Origin of the sequence: Streptomyces sp. 6N223 (genome assembly GCF_052246635.1) — a bacterium.
Classification (GTDB): domain Bacteria; phylum Actinomycetota; class Actinomycetes; order Streptomycetales; family Streptomycetaceae; genus Streptomyces.
The window spans coordinates 92,376-104,569 of record NZ_JBQQCA010000015.1 but is presented as its reverse complement, the minus strand read 5'-3'; the positions used below and the strand labels follow the sequence as shown (position 1 = coordinate 104,569).

11 protein-coding genes and 3 pseudogenes are annotated in these 12,194 nt (G+C 74.4%); 5 read left to right on the top strand and 9 right to left on the bottom strand.

Annotated features, from left to right (window positions below; genetic code table 11):
• Positions 1–42 precede the first annotated feature (42 nt).
• Together ACTWQH_RS12485 and ACTWQH_RS12480 are read right to left on the bottom strand one after the other, a co-directional pair.
• Positions 43–135: pseudogene (locus tag ACTWQH_RS12485) on the bottom strand (IS5/IS1182 family transposase); the annotation flags it as partial.
• Positions 136–172: 37 nt separating this feature from the next.
• Positions 173–973: an Fpg/Nei family DNA glycosylase gene (locus ACTWQH_RS12480; protein ID WP_443286526.1), complete on the bottom strand. Its 801-nt coding sequence runs from the start codon at positions 971–973 to the stop codon at positions 173–175.
• Positions 974–1,166: 193 nt separating this feature from the next.
• Between ACTWQH_RS12480 and ACTWQH_RS12475 the strand changes: the two genes are divergently transcribed.
• Together ACTWQH_RS12475 and ACTWQH_RS12470 are read left to right on the top strand one after the other, a co-directional pair.
• The gene (locus ACTWQH_RS12475; protein ID WP_443286525.1) at positions 1,167–1,952 is read left to right on the top strand and encodes a cytochrome d ubiquinol oxidase subunit II; all 786 of its coding nucleotides are present in this window, start codon (positions 1,167–1,169) and stop codon (positions 1,950–1,952) included.
• A 39-nt stretch (positions 1,953–1,991) separates the two neighbouring features.
• Positions 1,992–4,229, top strand: coding sequence for an MMPL family transporter (locus tag ACTWQH_RS12470; protein WP_443286524.1), 2,238 nt, complete (start codon positions 1,992–1,994; stop codon positions 4,227–4,229).
• A 23-nt stretch (positions 4,230–4,252) separates the two neighbouring features.
• Here the strand turns inward: ACTWQH_RS12470 and ACTWQH_RS12465 are convergent, their stop codons facing one another.
• Genes ACTWQH_RS12465 through ACTWQH_RS12455 form a run of 3 tightly spaced genes read right to left on the bottom strand, consistent with a single transcriptional unit; the run spans position 4,253 to position 7,067 of the window.
• Positions 4,253–5,464 (bottom strand): phosphotransferase family protein, encoded by a 1,212-nt coding sequence (locus ACTWQH_RS12465; protein ID WP_443286523.1) that lies wholly within the window; start codon positions 5,462–5,464, stop codon positions 4,253–4,255.
• Positions 5,465–5,513: 49 nt separating this feature from the next.
• Positions 5,514–6,230 carry an HAD family hydrolase gene (locus ACTWQH_RS12460; protein WP_443286522.1) on the bottom strand — a complete coding sequence of 239 codons (717 nt, stop codon included), beginning with the start codon at positions 6,228–6,230 and terminating at the stop codon, positions 5,514–5,516.
• Positions 6,231–7,067 carry a winged helix-turn-helix domain-containing protein gene (locus tag ACTWQH_RS12455; RefSeq protein WP_443286521.1) on the bottom strand — a complete coding sequence of 279 codons (837 nt, stop codon included), beginning with the start codon at positions 7,065–7,067 and terminating at the stop codon, positions 6,231–6,233.
• 169 nt (positions 7,068–7,236) lie between these two features.
• Here ACTWQH_RS12455 and ACTWQH_RS12450 point away from each other — a divergent pair, with 169 nt between their 5' ends.
• Positions 7,237–7,422: a hypothetical protein gene (locus ACTWQH_RS12450; protein ID WP_443286520.1), complete on the top strand. Its 186-nt coding sequence runs from the start codon at positions 7,237–7,239 to the stop codon at positions 7,420–7,422.
• 12 nt (positions 7,423–7,434) lie between these two features.
• Here ACTWQH_RS12450 and ACTWQH_RS12445 read toward each other — a convergent pair whose 3' ends face one another.
• Together ACTWQH_RS12445 and ACTWQH_RS12440 are read right to left on the bottom strand one after the other, a co-directional pair.
• Entirely contained in the window at positions 7,435–8,685 is a 1,251-nt protein-coding gene (locus tag ACTWQH_RS12445) for a GNAT family N-acetyltransferase (RefSeq protein WP_443286518.1), read from the bottom strand.
• Between the two features lie 473 nt (positions 8,686–9,158).
• Entirely contained in the window at positions 9,159–9,650 is a 492-nt protein-coding gene (locus ACTWQH_RS12440) for an RsiG family protein (RefSeq protein WP_443286517.1), read from the bottom strand.
• A 114-nt stretch (positions 9,651–9,764) separates the two neighbouring features.
• Between ACTWQH_RS12440 and dtd the strand changes: the two genes are divergently transcribed.
• On the top strand, positions 9,765–10,196 hold the full coding sequence (dtd, locus tag ACTWQH_RS12435; protein ID WP_443286516.1) for a D-aminoacyl-tRNA deacylase: 432 nt from the start codon (positions 9,765–9,767) through the stop codon (positions 10,194–10,196).
• Positions 10,197–10,420: 224 nt separating this feature from the next.
• On the opposite strand, the pseudogene ACTWQH_RS12430 reads toward dtd, so the two are convergent.
• Together ACTWQH_RS12430 and ACTWQH_RS12425 are read right to left on the bottom strand one after the other, a co-directional pair.
• Positions 10,421–10,702 (bottom strand): annotated as a pseudogene (locus ACTWQH_RS12430) (endonuclease/exonuclease/phosphatase family protein); the annotation flags it as partial.
• A 32-nt stretch (positions 10,703–10,734) separates the two neighbouring features.
• Entirely contained in the window at positions 10,735–11,394 is a 660-nt protein-coding gene (locus ACTWQH_RS12425; RefSeq protein ID WP_443286515.1) for an SAM-dependent methyltransferase, read from the bottom strand.
• 120 nt (positions 11,395–11,514) lie between these two features.
• On the opposite strand from ACTWQH_RS12425, the pseudogene ACTWQH_RS12420 reads away from it, so the two are divergent.
• Positions 11,515–12,192, top strand: a pseudogene (locus tag ACTWQH_RS12420) (phosphatase PAP2 family protein); the annotation flags it as partial.
• Between the last annotated feature and the right edge of the window lie 2 nt (positions 12,193–12,194).

Here is a 12,194-nt window from a genome sequence, read left to right as displayed (position 1 = left end):
TACTGCCCGGACGTGCGCGGTCGACCGGGCTGGGCCCGCTGGGTCGGCCCACCGCCGGCCACGGACCGGATCGGCCGGCATCAACGGCTCGATTCGGTCCCACATCGCATCAGTGATCACTAGCCGGACAGACACGTCCGATCAACCGACGAGCAGACCAAGGAGACACGCTCTAGCCGCGGCCGTCCTCCGGCTGGCAGGCGGGGCAGAACGCCGTGGTCCTGCCCGCCGCGCGCGTCGTTGACAGCGGGCCGTCGCAGCGCGGGCAGTGCGGGTCGTCGTCGTAGCGGCGGCCCGTCAGCCAGGAGCGGCGGGTGGGGACGTGCCCGGCCTTCACGGAGTCGCGCAGCACGCGGTGCATCGTCGTGTCGAGCCGCCGCTGGTCGTCCTTGCTGAGGCGGGCGGTCTGCCGCGCCGGATGGATGCGTGCCTGCCACAGGATCTCGTCGCTGAGGAGGTTGCCGAGGCCGGCGACGACCGACTGGTCGACCAGCGTGCCCTTGATCCGGCCGCGCCGCCCCGACAGCGCCTGCGCGAGCTGGCCACGGCCCATCGACAGCGCGTCCGGCCCCTGGTCGCCGATCACGCGCTCGACGTCCGCCTCCGAGGCGGCCAGCCAGATGCCCTGGAGCTTGCGCTGGTCGCGGAAGCGCAGCAGGTGGCCGTCGTCGAGCGCGAAGGTGACGCGGTCGTGCGGCTGCGGCGGCGCGTCGGGGGGATCGCAGACCAGGTTCCCCGTCATGCCGAAGTGCATGAGGAGGGTGGGGCCGCCGTCGCGGGTGGTGCCCAGCAGCCACTTGCCGCGCCGCTCCGGCTCGCCGAAACGCCGCCCCCCGAGGTCGCGGGCCAGCCGCCGCGCGGTCACCCCGCGCAGCACCCCGGCGTCGGCCACCTCGACGCGCTCGATGCGGTGGCCCTTCCCGTGCGAGGCGAGGACCCGGCGGTAACCCTCCACGTCCGGCAGTTCCGGCATGTCTCCAGGCTGAGGCGCGCGGGGCGGGACCCGCAACTCAGGGAGACATCTCAGGGGGACGTCTCAGGGGCGGCTCAGGGGCAGGGGCAACCCGCGTGGTACGCCGCGGGCGGCCGGTGCGACCGGGGCGGTAGGAGAGGTGTACGCGCCGGGCCGACGTGCGGGGGCGTACCGTGCCGCGAGCGTAGGCGGCATGGAAACGACGGCTGCCTGTGTGCTCGGCCTCTTCGCCGCGGGGTACTTCGTGCTCGGCGGCGCCGGGCTGGGCCTCGGCATGCTGGTGCGTTTCCTCGGGCGCGACGCGGGGGAACGCCGCGAGGTCCTCGCGGTGGTGGCGCGGCGCGGGCCCGCGGAGGGCCTGTGGCTGCTGGGGGTTGCGGCGGCGCTGGCCGTCTGCTTCCCCTCGCCGGCGCGGGGCCTGTGGCCGCCGCTGGCTGTGGTGGCCGCGGGTTTCCTGACCCGAGCGGCCGGGGCCCGGGCCGGGTGGCTGCGGGCCGTGGCCTGCCGCCCTCGGGTGCACGGCCGGTGGTGGCGGTGGGGCGGAGCCCCCCGCGCGTCGGTGGTCGTTGTCGTCGGCAGCTGGGTCGAGGCGGCCGGGTGGGGGTGGGTGGTGGCCTCGGCGCTGACGGGGGTGGGGCCGGCGCAGGGGGTGGGGGCGTTCGTCATCGGGGCCGCCGTCGTGCTGCTCTTCCTCACCCACGGCGTCGGCGTCGGCGCCCGCTGCCTGACGGGCGAGCCGTTCCAGCGGGCCCGGCTGCTGGCCGGGCCGCGCGGAGGGCGGCGTTCCGTGGCGCTCAGCTCCGCCGTGATGGCGGCGCTGCCGCCGCTGGCCGGGTCGCGGCTGCCGCTGTCCGGCGAGGCCGCCCCGCCGCCCGTGCTCGCCGCCGCGTTGCCCCCGCTCTCGCTCCTGCTGGCCGCCCTGCTGTGGCGGCGGCGGTGGCGGCCGCCCTCGCGGCGCTCCCACCACGCGCAGCAATAGCACCAACGCACCAACGCACCAACGCAATTCCTGTGAACCATGCCAAGGAGGCACCTCGTGAGTACGACATCCGCCCGCGCCGCCGCGGCGCCCCCCGGGCCGCCGGCACGCCCCAGCGTGTTCGAGCGCGTCGCGGGCTTCGCCCACCGCCACAGGTGGACCGCGCTGCTGCTGTGGCTCGCCGTCCTGGTCGGCGTGCAGGGCGCCTCCATGGCCGCCGGGAGCGACTGGCGCAACGACTTCTCCATGCCCGGTACCGACTCGCAGGAGGCGGCCGACCTGCTGGAGGAGAACGGCTCGGCGCAGGCCGGCGACACCCTGGACATCGTCTTCGACGGCCTCGACTCGGCAGGGCCCGGCACCGAGGACCGCATCAAGGACCGCATCGAGGGGATGCTGGCCGAGGTCGCCGAGCTGCCGAGGGTGGCGCAGGTCGTCAGCGTCTACGAGGAGCCCCGGCAGCGGATATCCGACGGCGGCAGCGGCGACATCGGCTACGCCACCGTCGTGCTGACCGTGCCGTCCGAGCGGATGACGCTCCCCGAGGTCGAGCGGATCTACGACGCCGCGCGCACCGCCGCCGGGGACGGCCTCGACGTGGAGCTGGGCGGCGAGGCGGCCCGGCTGCTGGCCGAGGAGGAGGGCGGCCCGGCCGAGGGCGTCGGCATCCTCTCCGCGCTGGTGGTGCTGGTGCTGATGTTCGGCACCGTCATCGCCGCCGGGCTGCCCGTCATCGCCGCGGTCTTCGCCGTCGGCGGCTCCATCGGCTTCATCTCGCTGGCCTCGCACGCCTTCACCATCGCCGACTTCACCCCGTACGTGATGACGCTGGTCGGCCTCGGCGTGGGCATCGACTACGCCCTGCTGATCTTCGCCCGCTACCGCGCGGAGCTGGTCGCGGGCCACGAGCCGGAACGCGCCACGCGGGCCGCCCTGGACGCCGCCGGCCGCACGGTGTTCTTCTCCGGCTGCACCGTCATCGTCGCGCTGCTCGGCCTGGTCGCCCTCGGCATCGGCGCGTTGCAGGGCATGGCCCTGGCGGTGGCGTGCACCGTGCTGGTGACGATGCTGGCCTCGCTGACGCTGCTGCCCGCGCTGCTGGGCGTCTTCGGGCGGCGCTTCGCCCGGCAGTTCACGGCGAAGGCGGCCAAGCGGGCCGCGAAGGGGCGCCCGCCGGCGGGCGAGGTGTGGCGGCGGTGGGGCGGGCTGGTGCAGCGGCACCCGCTGCCGGCGCTGGTGGTGGCGGTGGCGGCGCTGCTCGCGATGGCCGCGCCCGCGCTGGGGATGCGGCTCGGCTTCGCCGACGCGGGCAACGACCCGGCGGGCACGACCAGCCGCGAGGCGTACGACCTGCTGTCGGAGGGCTTCGGGCCGGGCTTCAACGGGCCGCTGGTGGTGGTCGCGAACGCCGGCGACGGGAACGGCGCCGGGAACGGCCAGCAGGCGGCGGCCGCGGCCTCGGCGGCGTTGAACAACACGCCGGGCGTGGCGCAGGCCACCGGGCCGATCCCCAGCGAGAACGATGCCGTGGCCACGGTCATTGCCTTCCCCGAGACCTCGCCGCAGGACGAGGCGACCTCGGACCTGGTGTCCGAGCTGCGGGGCGAGGTGCTGCCGCGGCTGTCGGAGGACACCGGCGCCGAGTACCTGGTGGGCGGGGCCACGGCCGGTCTTGAGGACTTCTCCGGGACGGTCTCGGAGCGGATGCCGCTGTTCGTGGCGATCGTGGTCGGGGTGTCGATGCTGCTGCTGATGGCGGTGTTCCGCTCGGTGCTGATCCCGCTGAAGGCGGCGGTGCTGAACCTGCTGAGCATCGGGGCGGCGCTGGGCGCGATGACGCTGGTCTTCGGGGACGGCATGCTCGGGGTCGAGTCGGGCCCGATCGAGGCGTTCCTGCCGGTGATGATCTTCGCGATCGTCTTCGGGCTGTCGATGGACTACGAGATCTTCCTCGTCTCCCGCATCCACGAGGAGTGGACGCGGACCCGGGACCACGCGGCGGCCGTGCGCGAGGGGCTCGGCCACACGGGCGCGGTCATCACGGCGGCCGGCGCGATCATGATCATGGTGTTCGGGGCGTTCATGCTGTCGGACGGCCGGATGCTGCAGCAGATGGGCTTCGGCATGGCGGTGGCGATCTTCGTGGACGCGGTGGTGATCCGCTGCCTGATCGTGCCGGCCGCGATGCAGCTGATGGGACGCCACGCCTGGTGGCTGCCGCGGTGGCTGGCACGCGCGCTGCCGAGCGTCCGCCTGGAGAAGCGGGAGGCGCGCTGACGCACGCCTCCCGCAGCCAGGGGCTAGCGGCCCGCCCTCAGGGCCGCGTAGGCGGACTCGATGGATCTGGGGCTGGGCACGTGGCCCAGCCCCAGATCGCGTGCGGCGGCGTGCAGTACCGTCGATACGACGCGCGAGGCGCGGCCGAGCTCCTCGGGAAGGCTGCGCGGCGACGCCGCGCACACCGCGTGGGCCCGGCGGATGATGTCGGTGAAGACCGACTGCACCCTCTTGTACGCCCGGTAGCGCGGCAGGTCGCGCACCAGGGCCGCCGTCGCGCCGGGAAGGTGGTCGTCCATGGCGCGGGCCCAGTGGGCCAGCACGACCAGTTCCTGGCGGGGCGGGTAGCCCATCAGATGCAGGTGGGTCGCGAGGTCGTAGAGCGGGTCGCCGAGCAGGGCCAGCTCCCAGTCGATGGTCCACAGCGCGCCGTCCGCCGCCGCGACGATGAGGTTGTCGCGGTGCAGGTCGCCGTGGAGCAGGCAGAACGGTCTGGACGTCAGCCGGTCCGCGCCCCGGGCCAGCGGCCCATCCTCCGCGAGTACCCACGGGTTGACCCCGAGCGCGGCGAACAGGCCATGCAGCTCCGGCCGGTGGACGGCGTAGACGTGCCGCCGCGTGAAACGGATCAGGCCGCGCAGGAACTCCCGGCTGCCGTGCGGGCGCTGGTCGCGCGGGCAGTCGTGGATCAGGTCCAGCGCCGCGGGGCGGATGGCGGCCAGCTGCCCGAACCGGTCGGCGAGCTGAGAGAGGTGAGTCTGCGTCAGCGGCGTACCGGGCGGCCGGTGCGCCGCGAGCGTCTGGCCCTCGATGTAGCCGTGCACCAGCAGGTCCTCCGGGCCGAGCCGGTGGACAGGCGGGATGTGCCGGACGCCGAGGAGCGCCAACTCCACCAGCAGATCCTCCTCGCTGGAGAAGCAGCGTGGGTCGAAGCGGTGCACGCCCGGCCGGGAACGCCCCGCCTTGAGGGGCCCCAGGCCCGCCAACTCACCGGCCGGGCGGAGGATGTGCCAGATGCGATGGTTGCCGCGCAGTGTCGTCGCGGGCGTCGTCGCCGCCGCCGTTGTCGGCGGCGGCGAAGACGGCGAAGACGGCGACGACGGCGACGCTTGCGTCGTGGGCATCGCTCGTGTCGCAGAGGTGCCCAGCGGGGCGGGCGCGGGCGTAGGCGCGGGCGCGGACACGGTGGAGGAGACCGTCGTGACGGTCGTCGACTGTGGCAGCGGCTGGCTCATGGCCGCACGGTACGCCCCATTCGCCCCTCCTGCCGATGGCTCATTTGGCTCATTTCTCCCCCGGGGTTGGCGCGACCAGCGCGGTCATCACCTCCTCGAGCGAGCGCACAACCCGCTCCGCGCCGGCGGCAACCAGCGCGCCCGCCGCCTCCTCGTCGGGCGCGAAGCCGAGAAACGCCACGCCAGCGGCCCGCGCCGCCCCGAGATCGGACGGCGCGTCGCCGATCATCAACGCCGCGTCCGCCGCCGTGCGCGTGGAGGCGAGGGCGCGCAGCACGGCGTCGGGGTGCGGTTTGAGCCGGGAGAAGTCCGCCGTGCGCCCGTGGATGCGCCCCCCGACGAATCCGGAGAGCTGGTGCTGGCGCAGGTAGTGCTCCACGGCGAGCGGGGAGTTGTTGGTGACGACGGCGACCTGGCGGCCCCGGGCGGTCAGCGCCGCCATCAGCGCGGCGGCGTACGGGGTCGGGCGGGCCGTGCCGGCGGCGAAGATCTCCTCGCGGGTCAACGCCGCCTCCAGGCGCGTCACGACGCCCCGGCCCGGCCGCCGCCTGGCGATGCCGAGCAGCACGTGGTGCGGGTCGGGGGAGGCGCGTAACTCCTCGGGCAGCAGGCGGGGCAGCGGCACGCCGAGCTCCGTCGCGATGGCGGCGGCGAGTTCGCGCAGGCGCCGGGCCACCGACTCGGCCGGGCGCGCGGCGAAGAGGCGGCAGATGGGGCCGTCGAAGTCGAAGAGAACACAGTGGGCGTTACCGATGAGTTCCCTCATCTAACCGAGTGTGAGCGGTTCCGCCAGTGTTGACCAGAGGGACTCGAACCACGCTTTGGACTCTTCAACAAACGCGGGCTCCTGATCCTGGAAGATCTTCGAGCTCAGGCCCAGCACGTCGTAGATCTCCAGCTGCTCCTGCTCGTACTCCACGGTGCGCGGCAGCACCTGGTAGTAGGCGGTCAGGACCTCGGTGCGGTTGAGGACGTACAGCTTCTGCACGGGCGTGATGGGGACGGAGCGGATCTCCACGTGGACCTTGGGCACCATCCGCATCTCGGCGAGCGAGGTGAGCTGGTGGCGCAGGGAGGTGGCGAAGGTGCGGGTGATCTGCCGCAGGCGGGCGCGGGGGCGGGCGTCGTCGGGGTCGCTGATGAGACGGGGGAACGCCAGGGGCGCGTCGGGGCTGGGCAGCAGCAGCCGCACCGCGATGGAGCGGGGCTTCAACTCGCCGGCGGAGATGGCTATCAGCGGCGCGGCGAGGGCCGAGTTGAGGGTCTCGGTGGTGAGGGTGAAGGCGTCGATGGAGACGTCCTCGGCCTGGAACGCGATGGCGATGCGGTCGGCGACCTCGACGCCGGCGGGGCGTGGCTGGTCCTGGGCGGGGTTGGTCACCAGGGCCGGGGCGCCCCGGCCGCGGGCGCTGAGGTAGCCCTCGCGCTCCAGGATGGCCAGCGCCTGCCTGACGGTGGTGCGGTTGGTCCCGAACTGCTCGGCCAGGGCGCGCTGCGTCGGCAGCCTGCTGTGACGTGGCAGTTCGCCGGATCGAATCCGGTCGCGCAACACCCCCGCGATGCGGTCGGGAGAGGTTGGTTCGGGCGCTGTCTCCTGACTCACGGCTCAACACCCTACAACTTTCGGCCAGATGCCGAAGATTGGTGTTCGAGCGTTTGCCGAGCGTAGCCAATTGGGGATCACAGGCATATAGTTGGTGGACAACTCGGCCAACTAGCCAGGACTTTGACGAGTTGACAGGCTACTGACAGTGGAAGGGAGGAGAAGACTCATGCTGGTTTCCACGATCGTCGTCGCGGCCCTGGGGGTCGTGGCGGAGCAAGCGGTGGAAATCCAGTTCGGACTGCCGGGCATCATCGGTCTGTTGATCCTGCGCACCGGCATCCGCCACCGCAACACGAACTGCGCGTGCATCGGCGCCACGGTGCTGGTGATGCTGGCGCTGCACGCCGTGTGAAGCGTTCGAGGGCTAGAAGCCGTCAGGGCACCAGGGCAGCCGCCCCGTGTGAAGCAGCAGGTCGGCCCGGGCCACGGCGCCGGGCGTCTCCTCGTCCAGCGCGCCGAGCGCGGCCAGCCGCGCCGCCGAGACATCGCCGAGGAAGAGCTGGGCGAGCGCCCCGGTGCCGAGGGTCAGATCGGCCCCGCGTGTGGTGGTGGGCGCGCAGCTCGCGCCCTCGGGGGACGCCGCCAGCAGGAAGCGGCCCTCGGTCAGCCCCAGCGGATCCCGCACCTCCAGCACGAGCTCCCCGGAGGCGGCGTAGGCACGGGCCGCCAGCATCCGGGGCAGGTCGAGCGGACGCATCCACAGGAAGTCCGACAGCCCCGTCACCAGCGCCGCGCGCGGATTGGGCAGGAACTGGGGCAGCAGGTCGTCCGGGGCACGGCCATGGGCGACGACTGTGGCGACCCAGTCGACCGACAGCAGGAGGTGCCACAGCGCCCGCTCGGCGGCCGGGGTGACGGCGAACAGATCCCTCACCTCAGCCGTGAGGGCGGGCTGGCTCGCGGCCCACTCCTTGTCGGTGGTGAAGCTGAGTAGCCCCTGCGGCACGCCGTCGGCGTCCCGGTAGAGCGCGAAGAACGGCTCCTTCCACGGGTCGGGACCGAACCGCACCTCGCCCGTGCCGGCTTCCCACCACAGCGGCCTCCGGTCGATCGCGCCGGGCCGCACAGCCCGGAACCGCTCGTGCAGCTCCGGCCCCACCTTGCGTATCTCGGCGCCGTCGACGAACGCCAGGCTCCCGCCGTCGTCCGGCCCCGACCAGCGCGGGTCGAGACCGGCCTGGCCGGCGTTGATCCGCCAGGAGGAGCCACGGGTCGCCGGGCCGTAGCCGAAGCGGCCGTAGATCGCGTACTCCGCCGCGATGAGGGTGGAGACGACGTCGCCGCGCTCCTTCGCCTCGGCGAGGTCGGCGGTGAGCATCCGCGTCAGCAGGCCCCGGCGGCGGTGGGTGGCGTGCACGGTCACGCCGGTCACGGCGTTGGCGGCGAGCAACGCCCCGCCCGGGGCGGTGAGCCGCTGGTCGAAGCTGCAGCAGGTCGCCACGCAGCGCTGATCCTCGAAGACGCCGCGCGCCCGGGCGAAGTCCTGCCTGGCGCGGCGCAGCGCGAGCTCGTCGGGGTCGACCTGGGGCGGGTGCATGAAGCCGTAGCTGGTCGCCAGCATCCACGCTTCGGTGTCGGCGGGGTCATCGGCGACGAGACGCATCTGGAGGCCCATGGAGCCGAGGCTAGGCACCGCCGTGGGCCAAGGCGAGGGGTTTTCCGCCCGTCCGCCCTTTCCGCGCCTGGCCTGCGGCCGGGCCTGGGATGTGTCCGGGCCTGTTCTGTGGCTGTGCTCGTCCGCGCGCCCGGCGTGCGGCCGGGCCGGTTTGCGTCCGCGGCCGTCCGCGCCTGGCCTGGGGCCGCGCTGGCCTGCGGCCGTGCCCGTCCGGGTCTGGCCTGCGGCTGTGCCTGGCGTGCGTCGGCGCTGGCCTGCGTGCGCGGCCGGCCGTGCCCGGCCTGCGTCCGCGCTGGCCTGGGGCCGTGGCCGGCGGCGCCTCGCACCGCCCGGCGCGCGGTGTGGGCCGTCCGCACGACCGGGGCCGCTGACGCGGCCCGCGCGGCCGAACGCCGAACGCCGGGCGCGGCCAGAGGCCGTCGGCCCGGCGTGGCGGCGGGGGCCGGAGGGCCGAGGGCGCAGCCCCCGGTGCGTTACGCCAGCAGGTCGTCGACTCTCGCCTCGCCCGCGCGGTAGCGGCGGGCGATCTCCGCGCCGCAGTCGTCGGCCGTGCGGTGAAGGGCCTGGCGCCACCGGGACAGCTGGGCCTCGTGCTCGGCCAGCCGCCGCAGCGCCCCCACCAGCTCCCCGTCGTCGAGGGCCGTCAGGTCCGACAGCTCGACCTCGCCGAGGAGCTCCTCGGCGAGCCGCCGGTACTCCTCGTTCGCCGGCGGGCCCACCGTCACGTGCCGCGCCGAGGCCCGCTGCGGCGCCGGCTCGTCGGCGAGGATGCGGGGCAGCTGGTCGAGCAGCCCCGCGTCCCGGCCCGCGAACGTGCGGCGTTCCGCCTCCGCCTGAAGGATGTCGATGCGCCCGTGCAGCAGCCGCCGCAGATAGCTGAGGTCGGCCTCCTCGCGCTGCGCCCGCCGCCGCAGCGCGCGCAGCTCCCCCAGGTCCAGCTCCCCGAGGGAGGGCGGTGTGATCATGCTCTTATGTCCCCTCATCCCCTGTTCATGCACGGTGGCCAGGTACGTACCCCCGCCCCAGCATCGTGTCACCCCGTCCCCGTCGCGCGCGCGGCGGTTCGGCATGATGGCGGCATGAGAGCGGTGGTGCAGCGCGTCGACGGCGCGGCCGTGGAGGTCGGCGGCGAGACCGTCGGCGAGATCGTGGGCCAGGGGTTGTGCGTGCTGGTGGGCGCCACACACACCGACACGGAGGAGACGGCCGCACGCCTGGCGCGCAAGCTGTGGACGCTGCGCGTGCTGGAGGACGAGAAGTCCTGTTCCGACGTGGGAGCGCCGCTGCTGGTCGTCTCGCAGTTCACCCTCTACGGCGACGCCCGCAAGGGCCGGCGCCCCACCTGGCAGGCGGCCGCGCCCGGCGAGGTGGCCGAGCCGCTGGTGGAGTCGGTCTGCGCGCACCTGCGGGCGCTCGGCGCGCGCGTGGAGACGGGCCGCTTCGGCGCGAAGATGCGCGTGACGCTGACCAACGACGGCCCGTTCACCGTGCTCCTGGAGGCGGAGGCGTAACGCCCGCGCTGGTGCGGAGCCCCCGCACTCCCCACCCGTCCGCCCTGTTGTCGCACACCCGCAGCGTGGCGGTGCCGCCCGCGTGCTCCGCCGCCTGCGCACAGCCCGCGCGGCCGTCCGCGCCCGCGAGCACCGACCCGGTCGCCGCCACGGCCCCCGTCCCGGACCGCCAGGTCCACCACCACCGGCAGGCGGCCGGACGCCCGCGACGCGACCGTGTGCGCGCCGGAGACGTCGAACGCCGGCGTGGCGTAGACGTAGTCGATCCGCGCGTCGTCCCCGCTGCCCGGGTGCGTCACGGCGTCGCCGCCGATGTCGGCGTCGACCTCCGTCCAGGCGTCGCTCCAGCCCGCCTCCGCGAACCACGGCAGGATCACGTCGTCCGGCCGGACGTTCAGGTCCCCGGTGAGCAGCATCGGCGTCGTCATCAGCTCCGACGCGACCGGGCAGGAGACGCCTCGACCTGTCCTCCAGTAGGAGATCGAGGGAAGACCGGGGACGGACACGCCCGCGCCGGGGTGTCCGTCCCGTCCCGTGGTCAGCGTATGGCGCCGCCGCCGCTCGGCAGCGCGTCGTAGCCGACGAAGGTGAACATCCGCGCGTCCGACGCCAGCGGCTGAGGCTCGGCCGCGAAGCGGTGCACGCCGACGCCGTAGCCCGCCTCCGGGTCGGACAGCCACACCGGCTCGAAGCCGCGCTCCGCCAGCCAGGCGCAGATCCGGGGCACCAGGTCGGGTGGCTGGCGGTGCCGCGTCCAGATAAGCGTGCCGCCCCGCGCGCACAGCTGCGCGCAGTGCTCCAGCGTCCGTTCCACGTCCTCGTCCGTGATGTTCCCGAACACCCCGCAGGCCAGCACGAGTTCGGCCGGGACCATCCCGGCGTAGTGCCGCGTCAACGCCGCGTCCCCCACCACGACCTCCAGCGACCGCAGCCCGGCGCCCTCCCCGGCCCGCCGCGCCAGCGCCGCGTTCCCCTCGTCCAGCTCGACCAGCCGCGCCGCCACGTCACTCGCGCGCGGATGCCCCGCCAACGCCCCGAACAGGTCCCGCCCCTGCCCGGCGCACATGCTCACCACGCGCAGCGGCCCCGGCGGCGCCTCATCGAGCGCCAGCCGGATCCGCTCCCGCACGACGGCCAGCCGCCGCGCGAGCGTCGAACCTGGTCGGTCGTAGTGGTCGTGCCAGCCGCGCCAGTCCATGCGCTGGATCCTACGACCGCGAGCAGACGCCGCCCGCCGTCAAGCCTGACGATCGTCGGGGGTCGGCGTGCGTCCTTCGTCTCGTGGCCTCGCGGGCCGCCGTTCCTAGCGTCGGCCCGCATGAGATTCCAACATCAGCGGTACGACATCGGCGGCCGGGCGCTCGCCGCGCTCGTGGCCCTCGCCGCGGGCGCGGTGGCGCTCATCGTGCTGTACCCGGGCGGGCTGGGCGACGCCGAACCGGTCGTGGTGACCGGCGGCGCCTCGACGTCGGTGTACCGGGAGGTGAGCGGCGCCGTCGCCGACGCGCCGTCGTGGGTGGGGTCGCTGCTGGAGCTCGCCGCCGAGGGGCTGCTGGTCGTCCTCGGGCTGCTGCTGGCGTGGACGGCGTGGACGGCGTGGACGGCCTGGGTGGTCCGTGAGGGCGCCCGCACCCTCGCCGGGGCGATCCTGACCGGCGTCGGCACCGTCGTGGCGTACGCCGCCAGCGAGGCGTTGAAGCTGGTGGTGGACCAGGAGCGGCCCTGCCGCGCCGTGCCCGGGGCCGAGGCGGTCGCCGAGTGCCCGGCGCCGGGCGACTGGTCCTTCCCGAGCAACCACGCCACCCTGGCCGCCGGGCTCGCCGTCGGCCTGACCCTGGTACGCCCCAGGCTGGCCGTCGTCACGCTGCCGCTGGCGGCGGTCGTGGCCTTCGCGCGCGTGGGGGAGGGGGTGCACTATCCCCACGACGTGCTGGCCGGCGCGGCGCTCGCCGCCGCCGTCGTCACCGCGACGGTGCTGCTCGTCACCCCGCCCGCGGC

Excerpts from the sequence above, each read along its gene's own strand:
- ACTWQH_RS12475 (WP_443286525.1), top strand. The coding sequence starts at position 1,167 with ATGGAAACGACGGCTGCCTGTGTGCTCGGCCTCTTCGCCGCGGGGTAC.
- dtd (WP_443286516.1), top strand. The coding sequence starts at position 9,765 with ATGAGAGCGGTGGTGCAGCGCGTCGACGGCGCGGCCGTGGAGGTCGGC.
- ACTWQH_RS12470 (WP_443286524.1), top strand. The coding sequence starts at position 1,992 with ATGCCAAGGAGGCACCTCGTGAGTACGACATCCGCCCGCGCCGCCGCG.
- ACTWQH_RS12445 (WP_443286518.1), bottom strand. The coding sequence starts at position 8,685 with ATGGGCCTCCAGATGCGTCTCGTCGCCGATGACCCCGCCGACACCGAA.
- ACTWQH_RS12480 (WP_443286526.1), bottom strand. The coding sequence starts at position 973 with ATGCCGGAACTGCCGGACGTGGAGGGTTACCGCCGGGTCCTCGCCTCG.
- ACTWQH_RS12460 (WP_443286522.1), bottom strand. The coding sequence starts at position 6,230 with ATGAGGGAACTCATCGGTAACGCCCACTGTGTTCTCTTCGACTTCGAC.
- ACTWQH_RS12425 (WP_443286515.1), bottom strand. The coding sequence starts at position 11,394 with ATGGACTGGCGCGGCTGGCACGACCACTACGACCGACCAGGTTCGACG.
- ACTWQH_RS12450 (WP_443286520.1), top strand. The coding sequence starts at position 7,237 with ATGCTGGTTTCCACGATCGTCGTCGCGGCCCTGGGGGTCGTGGCGGAG.
- ACTWQH_RS12440 (WP_443286517.1), bottom strand. The coding sequence starts at position 9,650 with ATGATCACACCGCCCTCCCTCGGGGAGCTGGACCTGGGGGAGCTGCGC.
- ACTWQH_RS12465 (WP_443286523.1), bottom strand. The coding sequence starts at position 5,464 with ATGAGCCAGCCGCTGCCACAGTCGACGACCGTCACGACGGTCTCCTCC.